Here is a 17,653-nt window from a genome sequence, read left to right on the forward strand (position 1 = left end):
GAATCCTATGGGCATGGTAGCGCGACCGGGCGACACCGGTCAGCCGGCGCGTTCGCCGGATCGCTCCCCCAGGCGTTCCAGCACCAGGCGATAGCCGCCCGAACCGCCGTGGAGGCACTTGTTCACCCGGCTTACCGTCGTGGACGAGGCGCCCGTCTCGCCCGAGACGCTCGCGTAGGAGGCGCCCCGCGCCAGCAGCATCGCGACCTCGAGGCGCTGCGCGAGGTCATCGACCTCACGCGTGGTGCACAGGTCGCTCAGCAGGCTGCGCGCCGCGCCCTCGCTGTCCAGCGAGCACAGTGCGCGGCACAGGCGGACGAGGTTCCTCTCCCTGTTGCTTTGATGATGCTTTGGCAAGCCCGCTCCTTGCGCCCGGAATGGTCAGCCACACTCTAGCGTAATGGAGCGCGCGATCGATGGGGCGCATCGGGCGACCATCCGACAGCCGGTAGGTATATCGTTGTGACAACACACACGAAGGGAGCTTCCATGTCCTCGATGAGCTTTTTTGGCCGCTGGATCGTGACGACCATCGCCGTCGCCGTGGCTGCCGTACTCGTCCCTGGCTTTGAGACCGTGGGGGGCAGCTTCATCGGCCCCCTCGCCTTCGCCCTGGTGCTCGCCCTCGTCAACGTGACGATCAAGCCGCTGGCGCAGGCACTTTCGATTCCCCTTACGATCGTCACGCTGGGCATCTTCTATGTGGTGGTCAATGCCCTCCTGCTCGAGCTGGCGAGCTTCCTCTCGCGCGGCCTCTTCCATGCGGGCATCTACATCGCATCGTTCGGCTCGGCGTTCGCGGCGGCCATCGTGATTTCGCTCGTCTCCCTCCTGCTTGGCGGCTTGGGGGACTGAGCCGTCTCCGGAGTGGCGTCGGCCGTGCGCGCCAGGCGCTCGCCTGCCACCTCGCGCACGGCGCCCATCGCCTTGCCCAGCACGCGGGCCGGCATGTCGTGTGCCACCGTCATGGCGATCGACGCGGCAGTGCCCGCGGCCTCGCGGACGGTGTCGGTCGTGGCAGAGAGCGCCTGTCTCGCAAGGTCGTTGATGACGCGCCTGGTGAGGGGGTCGATCTCCCCCATGGCGGCAAGCACCTTCTGCGCACCGCGCGGCGAGGACATGATCTCGTCGAAGGTGGTGGCCCCGCCCGCTCCCAGGGCGTCGAAGAGCTGGTCGGTGAGGGCGATGCGCCGCTCCATGGGCATGTCGCCAATCCAGTTCGCGAAGACCCTGTCGACCAGCACGCACTCGGGCAGCAACCCCTCGGCGACGCACAGCCCATCGGGCGTCACCTGCCAGCTCATGGGATCGTGCTGCAGGGCGCCCCGGGCGTCACTGCGCACATAGAGCCGGGGCTCCTCCGGCCGGTCAAAGAGCTGCCCCACGACGCTGTAGGCTGGCTGTATGCGGCGAAGGCGGTTGCCCAGCAGGGCGAAGGGGCCATGGGGCATGATGGCCGGGTCCATGCCCGGGCCATCGTTGCTCCACACGACAAGGAGCCGATCGGAGAGCTCAGGCGGCACCGATGCTGCCGCGAACGAGGCGAGGTTGCCTCCCTTGGAGTGCCCGCCCACGTACAGGTGGGAGTCGCGTGCCACGGCGGCCTGCGCGGCAGCCGCAAGGTAGCGGGTGGCCTGACGCTGCGCCTCCGTCACCCGAAAGGACAGCATGAAGTCCTCCCGCCACCCCACGAGCGTGCCATCGGTGCCGCGGAACGAGACGAACGACAGCCCTGGCGCCACGTCCATGGTGAGCGCACCAAACTGGAGTGAACGGTCGGGATCGATGACGTCCACGTAGTCGTGGAGACCTGCGCCACCAAAGCGTGCCGATGAGCCCAGCGCCCTGAGGTAGGCGCTGCCCACCTTGGCAAACGAGTGCACGTAGGGCGTAAGGTCATCCCCTGCCCTGTCGAGCAGGATGCGACATGCCTCGGCCACCGTGATGGTGCCCGCGCCAGGCCGAGGAACGATGCCCATGAAGTCAACATAGGACAGGACGGAGCAGACGAGGTTGTCCACGTCGTTGAAGGGACGCTCCGCGAGGGTGAGGTCCCCACGCCATGTGAGGTAGTCATTGATGTTTGCCATGCCGACCTCCCGTCCGTGCACACCCCGACCCGCATGCGCCCGACCTCCAAGGGACGCGTCCGTCCGAGGAGGGAGCGACAGGGGGTGCCTGCGGCGCCGGTACTGCGTATGGTAGCCTTGAAGGGTACGTGATCGGCTGGCATGCAGTCGGCATTTCGCCGTATGGTCGTCCACTGGGAGCACCCCATGACTGATGATGGAAGCCCATCGACAAAGCGCCTCTTCGCGGCCCTGCGCTTCTCGGGCGAGGCGAGCGGTGAGCTCATGGCCTGCCAGGAGTGGATCCTCGCACAGCTGACCAAGGGCAGGCCCACCAGTCGCGATAATCTTCACCTCACCCTCTGCTACATCGGTCCCTGCGACGCCTGCCAGGAGCGGACGGCGCGCGAGGCCCTCGACCAGGCCGTGGCGACCTGGAACCGCCAGGTGGAGGATGCCCGGCAGGGCATCGAGCTCACGCTTGGCCGCATCGACACCTTCGAGAGGCGCCGCGACTCCATCGTCTGGTGTGGCCCTGTGGGCGACGCTCCCCAGGAGCTTGCCCTCCTTCGTGCCGACATCGCTCGCGAACTCGACGCACGCGGGCTGCCTTTTGGCAGCGAGACCTTCACGCCCCACGTGACGCTCGTACGTGGGGCGCGTGCCACCACAGACCAGCAGAGGCTCTCGGCCCAACGTGCGACCTTCACGACGCACCATGACGAGGTGATCCTCATGTGGAGCCACCATCCCGAAGGCGGCTCGCTTACCTACACGCCCATCCACACGGTTGCCCTGGGAGCACGACCCTAGGACAGCAGCGCCTCTGACCACGGGGCCTCTCGGAAACCCACGAGCACGAACGGGGTCCCGTCAGCCCTCGTGCCCACCACCAGCGGGCGCCTGACCATCATGCCATCCGTTGCGAGCAGCGCCAAGGCATCCTCATCGCTCATGCCGGCGTCCAGCTGGGCCTTCACGTTCTGCTCGCGGTAGAGCCTCCCGCTCGTGTTGAAGAGGCGGCGCACCGGCAGGTCGGACGCCGCCTGCCAGGTGGCAAGCTCGTCTGCCGTGGGGTTGTCCCGGGAGATGTCGCGACAGGCGTAGGCGATGCCGTGGGCGTCCAGCCAGACGAGGGCCCTCTTGCAAGTGGAGCATCGGGGATGGCACAGCACGAGGAGCTTGTCGTGGGGCATGGGGAGTCCTTCCTTCGGGGATGCCTGCACGTGACTCGAGGGGGTCGAGGCGCCCCTCTAGCCCTCCAGCCTGGCGGTCAGCAGCTCGTTGAAGAGCTTGGGGTTGCCCTTGACGCCAGTGGCCTTGGAGGCCTTCATGCACTGGCCCACGAGGTAGCCCACGACCTTCCTGTTGCCGTCGCGATACTGCCTCACCTGCTCGGTGCAGCGGGCGAGCACCGCATCCACCACGGGCTCGAGCGTCCCGGTGTCCGTGGACTGCCGCAGGCCCCGCTCGTCCACGACCCGCTCGGGATCCTCGTCCGTGCCGTCCACGGCATCGAGCACATCGCGCGCCTGGGCAAAGGTGATGGCATCGGCCGCCAGCAGTCGAGCGATGCCTGCCGTCTGCGCGGCCGTGATGGCACCACATGCCGGCAGGAGGTTGACGACCACGTTGGCCACCGTCGGCGCCACCCCTTCGCCGGCCATCTCGGCCGCCTCCTCGAAGAGCGTCGCGACCGCAGGATCGCCCGCAATCTGGGCCGCATCGGCGCGCTTGAGGCCAAAGCTGGCCACATAGCGATTGCGCTTGGCGTCGGGCAGCTCGGGGATGCGGGCGGCAGCGTCATTGATGAACTCGTCCGTGAGGTCGAACGGTGCCAGGTCGGGGTCGGGGAACAGCCGGTAGTCATCCGCCGTCTCCTTCACGCGCATGACCACGGTGCGCCTGTTGCTGGGCTCCCAGTGGCGCGTCTCCTGATAGATGGTGCCACCCTCCTCGAGCACCTCGGCCTGGCGGCAGATCTCGTACGCGAGGGCGTCGTGCAGGCCCTTGAAGGAGTTGATGTTCTTCATCTCGGTCTTGGTGCCCAACGCGCTCGTGCCCCGGCGACGCAGGGAGATGTTGCCGTCGCAGCGCATGGACCCCGACTCCAGGGAGCAGTCGGAGATGCCCAGCGTACGGAAGGTCTGTTGCAGCCTCTCCATGAAGAGGCGGGCCTCCTCGGGCGTGCGCAGGTCGGGCTCGGTGACGAGCTCGATGAGGGGCGTGCCGCAGCGGTTGTAGTCGATGAACGACTCGGAGGCGCCGGTGATGCGCCCCTCCTCGCCACCGGAGTGGACCATCTTGGCGGCGTCCTCCTCCATGTGGATGCGCAGGATGCGGATGGGCACGGTGTAGGAGCCGTCCGCCGCCTTGTCCACGGTCAGGGGGGCGGCGGCGTCGTGGGCGGCCACGACATCGGTGCCCGTCATCACGTGGTCGGGACGCTCCCGGGCGCCCTCGCCCGTCACGTCCAGGTCCAGGTGTCCATACATGCAGAATGCGACCGGCCCCTGCGTGGTCTGGAAGTTCTTGGCCATGTCGGGATAGAAGTAGTGCTTGCGGTAGAACAGGGAGTGGCGCTGGATCTGGCAGTTGGTGGCCAGCCCCGCCATCACGATGGACTGGACGGCCCTGCGGTTGGGCACGGGGAGCGCCCCCGGCATGCCCAGGCAGACGGGGCACACGTTGGTGTTGGGCTCGTCATCGTGGGAGAGACGGCAGTCGCAGAACATCTTGGTGTCGAGCGTGGTGAGTTCGGTGTGCACCTCGAGGCCGATGACGGCCTCCCAGTCCTCAAGGACGTCCTGGAGCTTCCTCATCGGAGCTCACCCCCCTTCCCGGCGCATCCCGGTGCGACGGGGGCGCCCTGACCCAGCCCAAGGCCCGCGTCCACGCCCCGCTCGATGGCGCGCGCAAACGTGAGGAGCGAGCGGTCCTTGAAGGCCGGCCCCTGCAGCTGCGCGGAGACGGGCAGGCCCGAGGCGGACCCCAGGCCCAGGGGAACCGAGATGCCGCCGTTGCCCGCGATGTTGCTGGAGATCGTGAACATGTCCGACGCGTACATCTGCGTTGGGTCGCTGATCTCGCCGAACCTGAAGGCCGTGCGCGGGGACGTGGGCATGAGGATGACGTCACACTGCTCCCAGGCGCGCACGTAGTCCTGCGTGATGAGCGTGCGCACCTGCTGGGCCGGGTAGTAGTACTGGTCATAGACGCCGCTGGAGAGCAGGTAGGCGCCCAGCATCTGACGGCGCTTGGCCTCCTCGCCAAAGCCATGGGCGCGCGAGAGCGCCGTCTGCTCGGCCAGCGTAGAACAGCCCGGCTCCTGGTAGCCATAGCGCACGCCATCAAAGCGCGCGAGGTTGCTGAACGCCTCGCAGGGGGCGATCACGTAGTAGGCGGCAATGGAGGAGGCGATGTTGGGGAGCTCCACCTCGACGATGCGGGCGCCCTGATCCTCCAGGATGGCGCGGGCCTGCGCGACCGCCTCCCTGGCCTCGTCCGTGAGGCCGGCAACGTCCAGGAGCTCGGGCACCACGCCTATCCTACGGCCCCCGATGGGGTCATCGAGATGCTCCAGGAAGTCCACGGGGCAGTCCTGGCTCGTGGAGTCGAACGGGTCCCGACCGGGTCCGGTGAGCGCATTCATGGTCAGGGCCACATCCTCCACACGACGGCCGAGGGGTCCCACCTGGTCGAGCGAGGAGCCAAAGGCCACCACGCCGTAGCGGCTCACGGCACCGTAGGTGGGCTTCATGCCCACCACGCCGCACAGGCTCGCCGGCTGGCGGATGGAGCCGCCCGTGTCGGAGCCGAGGGAGACCGTGACCTCGCCGGCGGCCACGGCAGCGGCGGAGCCACCCGAGGAACCACCAGGGACGCGCGCGGTGTCCCAGGGGTTGCGCGTGGGATGGAAGGCGCTCGACTCGGTGGAGGAGCCAAAGGCGAACTCGTCCATGTTGGCCTTGCCCATGGGCGTCGCGCCCGCATCGAGCATGCGCTGGACGCAGGTGGCCGTGAAGGTGGACTCGTAGTGCTCGAGCATCCTGGAGGCGCAGGTCGTGCGCGTGCCCACAAGGTGCATGTTGTCCTTGAAGGCGACGGGGACGCCGGCAAGCGGACCGAGCGGCCTGCCCCCCGCGCGAGCGGCGTCGGTCGTGGCGGCAACGGAAAGGGCCAGGTCGGCAGACACCTGCAGGAATGCCTGCACCTCCCCATCGCGCGCCTCGATGGCATCGAGGGAGGCCTGGGCGACCTCGGTCGCCGAGAAGGCGCCCCCTGCGACGCCGGCCGCGATCTGCGCGGCGGAAAGGGCATCGAGGTTGGCCATCAGCGATCGCCTCCCCCATCACCCAGGATGGAGGGCACGCGGAAGTAGCGGCCGCTCGTGGAGCCGGCGTTGTCGAGTGCCACGTCGAGGGGCAGCGCGCGAACGGCATCGTCCACCACGTCCTCCCCCATCACGTTGGAGAGGTCGCCGATGGGATGGTAGGTGGGCTCCACGCCGTCCAGGTCGTACGTGCGGATGGGCCCGAGCATCCCGACCGCCTCGTTCAGGTAGGCGGTCATCTCCTCGAGCTCCTGGTCATCGAGGGCAATGCGGGCGTAGTCGGCGATGCCGGCCACCGTCTCCTTGGAAAGTGCCATGTCTCCTCCGATACGGGCGGGACGACGCAGGCCCCTGGCCCGATCGCCGTCCCCTCCCCTGAAAGGCGTCTTTCGGGACCCCGGGAATGGGAGTCCCTGATCATTCTAGACAAGGACGCCCAGAAGCGCGACGTCTCGTTCCAGCCGAGACGGCACCGCAACATAAGGCGAGGCGCATCGCCTCGTTCCGTGGGCGCGATGTGTCCCACGACCGCGCCTCCCGGCCGTCCCACCACCCGCTCGGCGCGGGCCACGTGCCGCCCACGAGGGACGGGGACGCCCCATCCCACGCCCGAAACCTTCGAGCAGGAGCGTTTGGGGCCCAAGTGCGTGCTGGGCGGCGCCACATCGCGTCCTTCCAGCACGTATGGCGGCAAGGTTCGGGCCTCCATGGAGGGAAATCGCCCCGCATACGTCCAAAATCCGGACGGTTCTCGCGCCCCGCAGGCCACAGGGCCACGCACTTGGGCCCCAAACGCGCACTGCCGTGCGCCACGCCCATCGGGAGGCCCACCCCGCGCAGCAAGGCGACCCCGCGCGACGGCGCCTAGCCCTCCCTGCGCGTGTGCGTCAGCAGGAGGCCCCCCAGCATGCCCAGCAACGAGACGAACATGCCCAGCAGCAGGTACCAGTACAGCGGCAGGGTGGCCACCTCGATGTCAACGCCGTGGTAGAGCGCCAGCGTGAACAGGACCAGCACCATCTCGAGCAGGCCGGCCAAGGGGACCACGAGCCAGCGCCGCGGGCCCCACACATGCTGGGACCCCATGGCGGCCGATGCGGAAAAGCCAGCGACGGTCATCAGCCCATACAGGTACGTGAGCGCCCAGCGCAGGACCCCACCCGCAGGCGTGAGCTGCCAGAACCGTACGAGTGCGAGCACCCACACCACGGCATAGAGCACGATGGTCAGCAGGAGCACGGGATGCTCCCCAAGACGGAGGGAGTCACGCCCCCGAGGATCCGCATAGGCGTCATACGCATCAGAGTCGTAGCCGCCGTCGCCATACGCATCGTAGCCTTCGTAGCCCTGGTGGGTGGCGCGGTCATGGGAGCGCTCGTCGCGCTCCCGATCCGTCGACCCGTGTCCTGCGGAGCGCCGGGGGTGCGCCGTCTCCTGTCGAGGCCGCCGCGCACGGGCGGCGATGGTGCGCCTCTTGGCCGGGCCAGCCTGCCGGCGGGCGGTGCCAGCCTTCGATGGCGTCGGCCTTGGCTTTTGACGGGACGTCCCCTGTACAGAGCCAGATGGCCGTCGCGCCGTTGGCCGGGGGGCCGGCTTGCGCGATGCGGTGCGTGGGTGCGTGCTCCGCCTCCGAGGGGTTCCCTGTGCCATGACGCTATCGCTCGTCCCTGCTGGTAGTGAGGGGCGACGTGCTATGCATCCGAACCGCAAACAGAGAAGAGGCCATGGGAATTCGCTCCAGTCATCCGCACGCGAGGGCGCCCTCGCCCAAACGCGGCTATCATACCAAACGCACGTCGAAGGTGGCACGGTACGATGCGCCTCAGGCACGGGGGCCAGGAGGGCGACGGTGGCGAAGCTGTACTTCATCTATGGGGCCATGAACTGCGGAAAGTCCACGAGTCTCCTGCAGGTTGCGCACAACTACGAGGAGCGCGGAATGCACGTGACCATCATGAAGCTCGTCACGGACACCAGGGGCAACACCAACGTGGTGAGCCGCCTGGGCGTCGTGCGCAAGGCGGACGTGCTCATGGGGCCGCACGGCGACACGTATGGGCTGATGCGCCGCGCCCTGCCCGAGTCGAGCTGCGTCCTTATGGACGAGGCACAGTTCATGTCGCCTCGTCAGGCGGAGCGCTTGCACCAGGCCGTCCACGAGCTGCACATCCCCTGCATGTGCTACGGCCTCAAGATCGACTTCGCCGGACGGGGCTTCCCGGGCGCCTCGCGCCTGCTGGAGCTTGCCGACGAGATCCGCGAGATGCGCACCATCTGCCGTTGCGGGCGCAAGGCCACGATGAACCTGCGCCTTGTGAGGGGGCGCGCCACCTTCGACGACAGGCAGGTGGAGGTCGATGACCAGAGCGACATCAGGTACGTCTCCGTCTGCGCGGACTGCTTCTATCAGATCCGCGCGGGAAGGATGGCCTACGGCGGGAAGGATGGCCTACGGCGCATAGCGCTGCGAGTCGTCACAAGTCACCCTTAACCAATACGCACAGGAGTCGATCGTCAGTCGACAACGAAGCCAACTACTTTCCGTATGGGTGCTTTTGTAACAATAAACTCATAGCTCCCCGCATCGAGTTCCGGTATGTACGTATCATCGATGGAGGATGGGAAGGGAGCATTCGTTCTGCCCGCGGCAAAGGGCACGTGCAGAAGGTAAGTCGTCTGTGGTTTGATGGATAGTCTGAATTCACCCTGAATCTGTGGAACAGAGCACTGGAGGAGGCCGTTCTCAACGCGAATCCATTGTTCGGGATGACGGGCACTCGCGATGGACCACCCCAGAGAGTCCAGATATCCCCTCTCGTCATCCTGGGACTTGTTGTTGATGATTTCAACGTCAAGCACCAGCAACGTCTTGGCCTGGGAATCAGTCACATCATTGGGAATGGCATACGATGCCTCTTCTGTTGGGGAACTCACGGCGTAAGTGTCGAGGTACTCTTGGATCGACATGCGATGGGCAGCGTTGATGCGCAGGCTATATCCATCCGTGTTCTCCGTCTTGTACTCCGAGAAGGCCCCATCAAGAGAGACAGTCTCCCCCATACTGTACGCTTCCTTGGGAATCGTGATTGCCGTCGCATTGACGACCCATATACGCGCCACCAGGGCGATGACACATACAGACACTACAATGAGAATGGCAGCTATGCGCCTAGTGTTCCGCGCCATCGTGCTCCTCCCCTCTCACAAAGCTCTCGTGACCGTCCACGTGTCCCTCGGCCATAGCGTAGATTTCATCGGAAAGCTCATGCAGAATGGCAGAGGCGTGGCAGGCGAGCAGGATGGTCGCGCCACGCCCCTGTTCGCGTCGCACCAGCCGTGTCACCATCTCCACGCCAGATGCATCCAGCGCGTTCGTGGGCTCGTCGAGAATGATGAGGCTGGGTCGCTCCAAGAGTGCACCTGCGATGCCCAGACGCTGCTTCATCCCCAACGAGTACTTCCTGAAGGGACGCCTGTCTCTGGGGTCAAGACCAACGTCACGCAACACGGCAAGGCAATCCTCCTCAGTCGCAACATCGCGCACCGAGGCAAGCAGTCGAAGGTTCTCAAGTCCGCTCCGCGATGCAAGGAAAGCTGGCCCTTCCAGAAGCACGCCAACACTTGGCGGAAAGGAGATGTCTTTCCCCACAACCTTTCCGTCCACGCGCACCTCGCCGGAGTTTGGGCGGATGAGACCAAGCACCGCGCGCATGAGCATGGTCTTTCCCGAACCATTGGCACCGGAGAGGCCAACGGTGGAGCCCGGCGGCACCTCAAGGGAGATGTCCGAGAGCACCTCGACTCCACGGATACGCTTTGTGAGATGGGATACCACAACATGGACACCCCGGCCCGTACCCTCATGGGTACCTGCAGTGGAGAAATGTGTGCCACTCATATCGCATACTCCTTGTTGATGCAGTCCATACGAGAGAAGTACATGCCCCCTACCACGATGCTGATGAGGGCAATGCACGCGGCAAGGGCCATGCCACAAAACGGGCTCATTCCCTCCAAGACAGTCCCGTGCGTCCGGGCAGCCATGAGATAGTTGCCAGGAAGCAGAGGGTTGAACGCGTAGGCAGATGCCAGAAGAAGTGCCATGGTCGCGCCAAAGCTCAGTACGGGGCCAATCATGAGGGCAAGCGCCATCTGCATGAGGGAGAGCGCCACCAGCAGACAAGGCACAGACAGCACGAAACCCACGATGCCTACGGGTGGGTCAGCATCCATGGGCACGAGCAGCAGGTGCTCGAAGACGTCTTGATCGATGCCAAGAGAGAGTCTGCCCCGCAGAACAAGTGCGGAGAGCAGACAGACGATGCCCACGAGCAAGAAGCAGACAAGGGTAGAGACAGCTGTCCAGATGCACTTGGAGACCCACCACGTGCGTCGACCCCCGGACGCGATGAGCACACCTCTCCCAAAGCCCATGAGGTCACGATAGGGATATGAGAACGTCACGTAGAGTATCGAGCCGAGCATGAACAGCCAGGTGGTGGGAAATGGAAGGAAACGGTCGCGCGCCGGATCGAACACCCTGATGCCACCGAAGCATGCCACCAGTCCGTCTCCCCATGAGAGCGCTGGGATATCCAGCCCGAAGGACGCGATCCGCACGATCGAGACAACGATGATGCATAGGGCAACGAGCATGACAAGGATCATCCGCTTGTACGATTCGCGGAACCCCTCACTCAAATCCATGCGCATGCATGCGAGCAGCCTCATAGGACATCACTGTCCCTCTGGGCGCGAAGGATAGCTACAGCTGTGGCAAGAAGGAACACAAGCACTATGCAAACCACAACCATACTTTTGGTGTATGTCAGGGACCAACTGCGCAGCATGTCAATGAGGTTGAAGCGGAACCCATTGATCCCCAACGCTCCGAACACATTTTCGTTAGCGTACTTGATCATCAACAGTGAGAGATAGGCACCAACCAACAGGAGCGCGCGATTGTCCACCAGGCATGAGACGCCCAGCACAAACACGGCCCACAAGCCACAGAGGCAGCCGTCTATGAGGGTGTTCACGAGCACATAGGCCCATGGGGCCCCAAAGAACAGAGAGACAAGCGCCTCACCCTCCGAGAGCCCAAAGTAGAGGTCGTCAATCACTTCAGGCGTATAGCCAGGCAGGGCACACGCCAAAACAACCAGATTCAACATGAGGGGCACAGCCGCAACGAGAAACCCTGCTACAAAGGCAGCGAGGCACTTGGCACAGAGATAGCGCCCCCGACTGCTCCGAACGTACATCTGATTGAGCACCCCATCAATCGTCTCCGTGCGCAACGACATGGCATAGGGGACGAGAGCGAGCAGCGGCAGCACCTGAAAGAATATCTCACAGGACATGTTCGCGGACACAAAGACCCATTGCCCATACGCACCCATGGCAGACAGGCCATTCCACTCCCTGCTCAGGGGGTTGAGCGAGCTGCTGACCATAACCGTACTGATCGCCTCTATGGCAGAGGCGACGGCAAGGAGCGAGGCAACGACTAAGGCAATGACAAACCACCTGTTGCTGAGAGCCTTGCCCAGCTCAAGTCGAACGAGCCTAATCATGCTGCACCCTCCTGACGCTTGTCCGTGAACGTGCAGTTGACGCGGTATCCCCATCCCTCACCGTTTGAGAACGTGAATGAGTCCGCATCTGGCTGTACGACCACCCCAACCACAAATTCCCGCTCCTCTCCAGCGTCAAGGGAAAAGTAGCCGCTCTCGTCCCCATCCCTGTCGGGATCAAGGTAGACAATCTCGTTACTCGGACTGAGGTGCACGATTGAATCAAGAAAGAAAAGAACCTGGCCCGTTTCCGTAGAACTGAGGGGTCTGGCATCGATGTTCTTGATGGTGACTCGAAAGACCAGTAGATTCGAGCTGTCACCTGATTCCGCATCGTCGGCAAAAAAGCTTGTCTCCCGATATGAGCTGTCCTTCCACCATGTGCCATCGCCCGCCGCCTGGGCTGGCCCCTGATAGAGCACGGCGTCAGTGATGCAGAGCTGAAGGCTGCCCTCAAAGGAACTCGAGCCCTCCCCGCCCTCATCAGAGGCCTCCGCATACGTAAACGTCTCGCCCATGCTATAGACGGGGGCCTCATCTCTCCGCTGTTCCATTTCCTGCTCATAGCTCATGGCCTGATATCGCTGAAAGCCCCAATAGCCCAGCCCACCGACAATGCACGCCACCGCCAGAATGAGAATGGCCACGACCTCTTTCCTTCTCACGAATCCCCCCATCAGAAGGGCTGAATGGCATGCTGCCATTCAGCCCGCGCTCGTTGGTGGCTAGTTCAAGTCAGCATAGTTTCCGGCACAGTCAGGACTCCAGGCTCCCGAAATGGAACCCCATCCGCTGTCTGCCCAGCCCGTCAGGCGTGCAAAGCGATACCCGCTCTCGCGTACGCTATTGTGAATCTCGTACTTACCAAGACCGGGGACCCGCACATAGCCGCCATTCGTGCAGTTGTGCTCACCGTACCCCGAGCTGTAGCTTGACCCATCCACATACATGCGCGGAGCATTGCCCCTCATGTAAGTGACATTGATGTACGTAGAGCTGTAGGTATCTTTGCTTCGCCAATTAGTGCCTTGGGTGGTACCAGCTCCACTAAAATAGAAGGAGAAAACAGAGTCCTGCGTAGTCTCTACTTTTGCCTGTGCGGGCGTCGCAGGTTGTGCCAGGAGTGCCACAGCAAAGGCCACTGCCATGACAAGCACACCGAACCTTTTCCTGCCATACATCTTGTCCTCCATCTCTCTAACCATCGAAATGATTGGGCGCCCATGCCTCACAGTGACGGCCTATGGGCATCCCGTCTGTAGTCACGCGATATGAGAATGGGAAATGGGCCTGTTTACAAGCCGCTCAACTGGTGCAACGTGGCAATCAACTCGGAGCGGCTATGGACGTCAAGCCTCTTGTAGGCGGCAGCCCGTGCCGTGTTTATCGCCCCACGCGAATAGTGGAGAGCCAACCCAATCTGAGCAGATGTCTGCCCACGGAGGATGCCGAGCACCACATCCTCTTGGATATGGGTGAGGCCTCGACCACGGAGCGTATAGCGGAGTCTTTCCTCGGAGGATGGCTGCTCGCCTAACAGCTCTAGCACCTGAGCATTGCGCTGGGTGCGCAGGCAGGCAGCGATACAGAGCAGGCCATACAGGCTCGAAAGCACATAACCAAGACTGGAGACGATGGCCCCAAAGGCAGCCCTCCCGCCGAAGGGGGCAGTAAGGACGTCATTTCCTACCAGATAGAAGCCCAGGAGGTCCACCAGGAAGTCCCCACCAAGAATCCCCAGGGCACCGAAGGCAATGACGGCAGTCACGATCCTCGTGTCAAGGACACGGGCACGAAGCCCTTCGCACAGCAGCCATATCAGCGCACAGAGGGCCCCAACAAAGAGCGCGACCCGTAGGTGAGCCGCCAGCACCAGAAGAATCATGATAGCCAGCAGGATAGCATGACAGCGATGCCGGCTAGACACCATGAGAATCAGGCCACCGACACAAAGGAGCTCAAACACCACAAGCTCGGTGGCAATCGAATACCAGGCGGTGCCGCGCCACAGCTCTTCCCACGAAAGCCCCACGACAAGGGAGAGCAATGGCAGCATGGTGCACAGTGGCACATCGATGTAACGAGAACGCACCCTATCGACCCGTGGCAGTATGTCCACAAGATATGGGACGCCTACAAGCAGGGTACCAACAAAGGCCAGCATCAGAACAACTGGCCCGTTCATGAGCCCAGCCCTCACGCCAGGCCAGGCAGCAAGAAAAAGGGTTATGAACCCCAATCCAAGACACACGCAACGGACAGCATCAAGCGTATCCCTCTCCTGTTGGCATCGTCCTCGAAACCACATCGGCAGGGGTGCCAGCAGGAAGAGCGCAAGGGCACAACCATACACGAATGGGCGCCAGGAGCCCCAGGGCAACCGGGAAACCTCGACTGGCAAAAGCAGTATGGAGCCGCACAGCGCGGCAAGCATCAGCAATAGGCCGCTCCAGAGGCTACCATGCGCGAACCGGTCATTCTCATGCCCTCCTCCCAAATCATCCCTCCCATGTATAGTCGAGGCAGCACATTGGGGGACAGTTGGCCTGACCAGCTGCCGGAGTGCGGCAAGATTGGCCACGTGGGCCTTTCGGTACACACGCCGCATGGTAGCGCGTACCGTGGAAGGCCGTATGCCAAGACGCCGTGCCACATCCGATGAGGACAGATCCGCCAGGGAAAGGGAGGCGACCTCAAGTTCGCGCGGTGCCAGCCCATAGACGGATAGTATATCCCCTACCGACTGTCTCGCGTTTGGAGTGTGCGCAGAGCATGTTGGGTCACTCTCGCTCGACCTAACCAGGAAAGGCCATCCGATAGCAACATGCGCACGGATAAGGCGTACGAGCGTCCAACATGCCGCTACGATCGCACAGGTCACGTAGAGCCACGAGTGCAGATTGCCCAGGGGAACGACACGAAGGAGAGCGGCCCATATCACAAGGCCAAGCGAAAGCCCCCACAAGGATGGAGTAACGGCAGCGTCCTGCACGACGATGGCATCCCCTGCGTCTCCAGCGAGGGGAGCGTTCCATGCGAGGAGGCATACAAGCAGGGGCAAAGCCTCTGCCCCCAACAAGAGACGGACGTCATATGGCTGCTGCGAGACAATGGCAAAGAGGACGTAAGACACGAAGTTGACGAGATATCCCGTTGCTACGCCATCCAAAAATCGCAGCAATGAAGCTGACGGGATGGGTGATAAAACACTCTCGTTACCATCATCACCTTGGATGCCCCTGCGCATCGTAAGCGCGCAACAAGCCGATGCAACAAGCATCAACAGGGGTTGTACATAAATCCCAACATTACGGAAGACATAATACCATTCCAAAGCAAAGATGCCCTGCGAGCGCTCCCCTATCACATCGCAAGGCACAAGCAGCCACTCTGGAAGGGCCCCGAGGACGAGAGACGCTACGCATGCCAGACCTACGGCTCTCCTCCCGAGGCTACTGTTCCTTCTCAGGGGAATGAGGCAACCAATCGCTAGGCCCATGGCAAGAAACGGCCTCACGCCTGCCAAGGCAGGATTTCTGCCCGAAACCAGACAGAACGGGGTAGACACCAACAAGCAAGGGAGCCCCTGGCAGAGCAGGGCTCTCCCCATCCCACATGTCCCTCTAGCACGATGTGTCACGGATATTCGTCCCAACCACAGATCCCCATCAGGAGGCTCACGAGCATCCTACTCCATATGAAGAAAAGGATGGGTTACCCCCGCCCCTTCGCCCGCTCGGCCGTGAGCATCTGCGCGAAGGTCGTCTGGTCGAAGTCGGACGGCAGCACGATGGTCGAGGCGCCGTTGTGGCTGACGTCCGTCATCATCTCGGTCCACTGCGAGAACATGAAGAGGCTGTTGGCCTCCTGGCTCGAGACGCCGCTGTCGCGGATGGTGTCGAGCGACTGCTTGATGCCCTCGGCGATGGCCGTGCGCTGGTTGGCGATGCCCTCGCCACGGGCGCGCATGGCCTCCGCCTCGGCTTGGGCGGCGATGACCGTCTTCTGGCGGGCGGCGTTGGCGTCGTTGGTGGCGCTCTCGAGGTTGTTCTTGGAGGCGACGATGCGGTTCATCGACTCTTGGACCTCCTGGGGCAGGCGGATGGCCGTGATGAGCGTGGCCACCACGGTGTAGCCGTAGGCCAGCATCTTGTCGGCCACGGAGTGGTCGATGGAGCTCGCGATGGCCTCCTTCTCGATGAAGACCTCCTCGAGCGTGCGTGCGGGGATCTCGGAGCGCAGCGCGTCAGCGAAGTAGTCCTTCATCTGTCCCACCGGGTCGGTGAGGGTGTAGATGCTGCGGTACACGCCGGACTGCATGATGTCCTGCACGGGCGTGCCATCCACGCGGAACTGGATGGAGACGTCCAGCTCGATGGTGACGTTGTCCTTGGTCTTGGCGTCGAAGGTCATGCGCTCGTCCTGCGTCATCATGCTGATGAGGCGCGCATGGTCGACGAAGGGGATCTTGAAGTTGAGGCCGGCGCTGCGGATGGAGCTGAACCTGCCCAGGCGCTCGATGGCGGCGCAGTGCTGCTGGGGCACCACGAAGAGCCCGTTGGCGAGCACGAACAGGACGATGATGACGAGAACGATGGTGGCGATCATCTCATCTACCTCCAAGGGTACGGGAACAGGGTCACTACAGCAGGTACTCGGCGATCTGCACGGCATTGGTGGCCGCGCCCTTGCGAATCTGGTCGCCCGCACAGAAGAGCGCGAGCGCGCTCGCCCCGTCGGGGGCGGAGAGGTCGCGACGAATGCGGCCCACGTACACGAGGTCCTGGTCGGACGTGTCGATTGGCATGGGATAGCTCAGGCTGGCGGGGTCATCCACGACCTTCACGCCCGGTGTCCCGACGAGGATCTCGCGCGCCTCGTCGGGAGAGAGCGGCCGCTCGAACTCCACGGTGATGGACTCCGAGTGGCTGCGCGAGACGGGCACGCGCACGCAGGTGCAGTTGACGCGCAGCTCGGGCAGGTGCATGATCTTGCGCCCCTCGTTCTGCAGCTTCCACTCCTCGGAGGTGTAGGCCTCGTCCTTGAAGGAGCCGATCTGCGGGAAGAGGTTGTGCTCGAGCTGTGCCGGGAAGGGACCAAAGCCACCGGTCACGGGCTCGCCCGCGGCCACGAGCCTGGTCTCGCGCTCGAGCTCGTCGAGGCCCGACTTGCCGGAGCCCGACGCCGCCTGATACGTGGACACGATGAGACGAGTGACGTGCGCCGCCTGGTGCAGGGGCCACACAGGCACGAGACCGATGATGGTGGCACAGTTGGGGTTGGCAATGATGCCGGCGGGGTGGTCGGCAATGTCCGCGGCGTTGATCTCGGGCACGACCAGGGGCACGTCGTCGCGCAGGCGGAAGGCATGCGAGTTGTCCACGCATACCGCCCCACGCCTGACGGCCTCGGGGAGCAGCTCCCTGGCCTGGGCGTCACCGACGGCACCCAGCACGATGTCAACGCCCTCGAACGCCTCGGGTGTGGCCTCGCGCACCTCGACCTCACCGCCCCTGAAGGGCAGCCTCCTGCCTGCGGAGCGTGCGCTCGCCAGCGGCACGAGCTTCCCCACGGGGAAGTCACGCTCCTCGAGGCACTCCCGCATCTGGGTGCCCACGACGCCCGTGGCACCCAGTATGGCGACTACCCTGTCTGACATGTGGCCTCCTTGTCCT

Annotated in this window: 19 protein-coding genes and 1 pseudogene; 3 read left to right on the forward strand and 17 right to left on the reverse strand. The window is 63.7% G+C overall.

The features are described from left to right. Nucleotides 1-39: 39 nt before the first annotated feature. Nucleotides 40-357: a YerC/YecD family TrpR-related protein gene (locus tag J2S71_RS11320; RefSeq protein WP_307391959.1), complete on the reverse strand. Its 318-nt coding sequence runs from the start codon at nt 355-357 to the stop codon at nt 40-42. 132 nt (nt 358-489) lie between these two features. Between J2S71_RS11320 and J2S71_RS11325 the strand changes: the two genes are divergently transcribed. After that, nucleotides 490-855 carry a phage holin family protein gene (locus J2S71_RS11325; RefSeq protein WP_307391962.1) on the forward strand — a complete coding sequence of 122 codons (366 nt, stop codon included), beginning with the start codon at nt 490-492 and terminating at the stop codon, nt 853-855. On the opposite strand, the gene J2S71_RS11330 is transcribed toward J2S71_RS11325, so the two are convergent. Continuing rightward, nucleotides 771-2,090 carry an Mbeg1-like protein gene (locus J2S71_RS11330; protein WP_307391965.1) on the reverse strand — a complete coding sequence of 440 codons (1,320 nt, stop codon included), beginning with the start codon at nt 2,088-2,090 and terminating at the stop codon, nt 771-773. The two genes, J2S71_RS11325 and J2S71_RS11330, sit on opposite strands and share 85 nt — an antisense overlap. A 186-nt stretch (nt 2,091-2,276) precedes the next feature. Here J2S71_RS11330 and thpR point away from each other — a divergent pair, with 186 nt between their 5' ends. Continuing rightward, complete coding sequence (thpR, locus tag J2S71_RS11335) at nt 2,277-2,882, forward strand: RNA 2',3'-cyclic phosphodiesterase (protein WP_307391968.1); 606 nt, start codon at nt 2,277-2,279, stop codon at nt 2,880-2,882. Here thpR and J2S71_RS11340 read toward each other — a convergent pair. The 5 genes from J2S71_RS11340 to J2S71_RS11360 all read right to left on the reverse strand — a co-directional run bounded on the left by J2S71_RS11340 (nt 2,879) and on the right by J2S71_RS11360 (nt 8,052). Further along, nucleotides 2,879-3,265: an arsenate reductase family protein gene (locus tag J2S71_RS11340; RefSeq protein ID WP_307391971.1), complete on the reverse strand. Its 387-nt coding sequence runs from the start codon at nt 3,263-3,265 to the stop codon at nt 2,879-2,881. The genes thpR and J2S71_RS11340 overlap by 4 nt on opposite strands. Nucleotides 3,266-3,322: 57 nt before the next feature. Further along, nucleotides 3,323-4,891 (reverse strand): Asp-tRNA(Asn)/Glu-tRNA(Gln) amidotransferase subunit GatB, encoded by a 1,569-nt coding sequence (gene gatB / locus J2S71_RS11345; RefSeq protein WP_307391973.1) that lies wholly within the window; start codon nt 4,889-4,891, stop codon nt 3,323-3,325. Beyond that, complete coding sequence (gatA, locus tag J2S71_RS11350; RefSeq protein WP_307391975.1) at nt 4,888-6,402, reverse strand: Asp-tRNA(Asn)/Glu-tRNA(Gln) amidotransferase subunit GatA; 1,515 nt, start codon at nt 6,400-6,402, stop codon at nt 4,888-4,890. Before gatA ends, gatB begins: the two co-directional genes overlap by 4 nt. After that, entirely contained in the window at nt 6,402-6,719 is a 318-nt protein-coding gene (gene gatC, locus J2S71_RS11355) for an Asp-tRNA(Asn)/Glu-tRNA(Gln) amidotransferase subunit GatC (protein WP_021726262.1), read from the reverse strand. Before gatC ends, gatA begins: the two co-directional genes overlap by 1 nt. A 547-nt stretch (nt 6,720-7,266) precedes the next feature. After that, nucleotides 7,267-8,052: a hypothetical protein gene (locus J2S71_RS11360; RefSeq protein ID WP_307391977.1), complete on the reverse strand. Its 786-nt coding sequence runs from the start codon at nt 8,050-8,052 to the stop codon at nt 7,267-7,269. Nucleotides 8,053-8,251: 199 nt separating this feature from the next. On the opposite strand from J2S71_RS11360, the gene J2S71_RS11365 reads away from it, so the two are divergent. Next, nucleotides 8,252-8,893, forward strand: coding sequence for a thymidine kinase (locus J2S71_RS11365; RefSeq protein WP_307391980.1), 642 nt, complete (start codon nt 8,252-8,254; stop codon nt 8,891-8,893). Nucleotides 8,894-8,916: 23 nt separating this feature from the next. On the opposite strand, the gene J2S71_RS11370 is transcribed toward J2S71_RS11365, so the two are convergent. From J2S71_RS11370 to J2S71_RS11405, 10 genes and pseudogenes are all read right to left on the reverse strand, one after another. Then, entirely contained in the window at nt 8,917-9,588 is a 672-nt protein-coding gene (locus J2S71_RS11370) for a DUF5028 domain-containing protein (protein WP_307391983.1), read from the reverse strand. Continuing rightward, nucleotides 9,572-10,300: an ATP-binding cassette domain-containing protein gene (locus tag J2S71_RS11375; RefSeq protein ID WP_307391985.1), complete on the reverse strand. Its 729-nt coding sequence runs from the start codon at nt 10,298-10,300 to the stop codon at nt 9,572-9,574. The genes J2S71_RS11370 and J2S71_RS11375 overlap by 17 nt, the downstream gene beginning before the upstream one ends. After that, nucleotides 10,297-11,133 carry a hypothetical protein gene (locus J2S71_RS11380; protein WP_307391988.1) on the reverse strand — a complete coding sequence of 279 codons (837 nt, stop codon included), beginning with the start codon at nt 11,131-11,133 and terminating at the stop codon, nt 10,297-10,299. Before J2S71_RS11380 ends, J2S71_RS11375 begins: the two co-directional genes overlap by 4 nt. After that, nucleotides 11,130-11,978 (reverse strand): hypothetical protein, encoded by an 849-nt coding sequence (locus J2S71_RS11385; RefSeq protein WP_307391992.1) that lies wholly within the window; start codon nt 11,976-11,978, stop codon nt 11,130-11,132. The genes J2S71_RS11380 and J2S71_RS11385 overlap by 4 nt, the downstream gene beginning before the upstream one ends. Then, complete coding sequence (locus J2S71_RS11390; protein ID WP_307391994.1) at nt 11,975-12,643, reverse strand: flagellar basal body-associated FliL family protein; 669 nt, start codon at nt 12,641-12,643, stop codon at nt 11,975-11,977. The genes J2S71_RS11385 and J2S71_RS11390 overlap by 4 nt, the downstream gene beginning before the upstream one ends. A 60-nt stretch (nt 12,644-12,703) precedes the next feature. Beyond that, nucleotides 12,704-13,183, reverse strand: coding sequence for a DUF2712 domain-containing protein (locus tag J2S71_RS12425; protein WP_503122927.1), 480 nt, complete (start codon nt 13,181-13,183; stop codon nt 12,704-12,706). Nucleotides 13,184-13,272: 89 nt separating this feature from the next. Continuing rightward, nucleotides 13,273-13,863 (reverse strand): helix-turn-helix transcriptional regulator, encoded by a 591-nt coding sequence (locus J2S71_RS11395; protein ID WP_307391997.1) that lies wholly within the window; start codon nt 13,861-13,863, stop codon nt 13,273-13,275. Between the two features lie 687 nt (nt 13,864-14,550). Further along, nucleotides 14,551-15,588, reverse strand: a pseudogene (locus J2S71_RS12375) (helix-turn-helix transcriptional regulator); the annotation flags it as partial. A gap of 104 nt (nt 15,589-15,692) precedes the next feature. After that, entirely contained in the window at nt 15,693-16,586 is an 894-nt protein-coding gene (locus tag J2S71_RS11400) for an SPFH domain-containing protein (protein ID WP_021726096.1), read from the reverse strand. Nucleotides 16,587-16,620: 34 nt separating this feature from the next. Beyond that, nucleotides 16,621-17,637 carry an aspartate-semialdehyde dehydrogenase gene (locus J2S71_RS11405; protein WP_307392002.1) on the reverse strand — a complete coding sequence of 339 codons (1,017 nt, stop codon included), beginning with the start codon at nt 17,635-17,637 and terminating at the stop codon, nt 16,621-16,623. Nucleotides 17,638-17,653: the final 16 nt, after the last annotated feature.

Source organism: Olsenella profusa DSM 13989, from assembly GCF_030811115.1.
Lineage (GTDB): Bacteria > Actinomycetota > Coriobacteriia > Coriobacteriales > Atopobiaceae > Olsenella_F > Olsenella_F profusa.

Coding starts and splice junctions, on each gene's coding strand:
- gatB (WP_307391973.1), bottom strand. CDS start 4,891: ATGAGGAAGCTCCAGGACGTCCTTGAGGACTGGGAGGCCGTCATCGGC.
- thpR (WP_307391968.1), top strand. CDS start 2,277: ATGACTGATGATGGAAGCCCATCGACAAAGCGCCTCTTCGCGGCCCTG.
- J2S71_RS11405 (WP_307392002.1), bottom strand. CDS start 17,637: ATGTCAGACAGGGTAGTCGCCATACTGGGTGCCACGGGCGTCGTGGGC.
- J2S71_RS11370 (WP_307391983.1), bottom strand. CDS start 9,588: ATGGCGCGGAACACTAGGCGCATAGCTGCCATTCTCATTGTAGTGTCT.
- J2S71_RS11360 (WP_307391977.1), bottom strand. CDS start 8,052: ATGGCACAGGGAACCCCTCGGAGGCGGAGCACGCACCCACGCACCGCA.
- J2S71_RS11375 (WP_307391985.1), bottom strand. CDS start 10,300: ATGAGTGGCACACATTTCTCCACTGCAGGTACCCATGAGGGTACGGGC.
- J2S71_RS11325 (WP_307391962.1), top strand. CDS start 490: ATGTCCTCGATGAGCTTTTTTGGCCGCTGGATCGTGACGACCATCGCC.
- J2S71_RS12425 (WP_503122927.1), bottom strand. CDS start 13,183: ATGGTTAGAGAGATGGAGGACAAGATGTATGGCAGGAAAAGGTTCGGT.
- gatA (WP_307391975.1), bottom strand. CDS start 6,402: ATGGCCAACCTCGATGCCCTTTCCGCCGCGCAGATCGCGGCCGGCGTC.
- J2S71_RS11340 (WP_307391971.1), bottom strand. CDS start 3,265: ATGCCCCACGACAAGCTCCTCGTGCTGTGCCATCCCCGATGCTCCACT.
- J2S71_RS11400 (WP_021726096.1), bottom strand. CDS start 16,586: ATGATCGCCACCATCGTTCTCGTCATCATCGTCCTGTTCGTGCTCGCC.
- J2S71_RS11330 (WP_307391965.1), bottom strand. CDS start 2,090: ATGGCAAACATCAATGACTACCTCACATGGCGTGGGGACCTCACCCTC.
- J2S71_RS11385 (WP_307391992.1), bottom strand. CDS start 11,978: ATGATTAGGCTCGTTCGACTTGAGCTGGGCAAGGCTCTCAGCAACAGG.
- J2S71_RS11395 (WP_307391997.1), bottom strand. CDS start 13,863: ATGATTCTTCTGGTGCTGGCGGCTCACCTACGGGTCGCGCTCTTTGTT.
- gatC (WP_021726262.1), bottom strand. CDS start 6,719: ATGGCACTTTCCAAGGAGACGGTGGCCGGCATCGCCGACTACGCCCGC.
- J2S71_RS11380 (WP_307391988.1), bottom strand. CDS start 11,133: ATGAGGCTGCTCGCATGCATGCGCATGGATTTGAGTGAGGGGTTCCGC.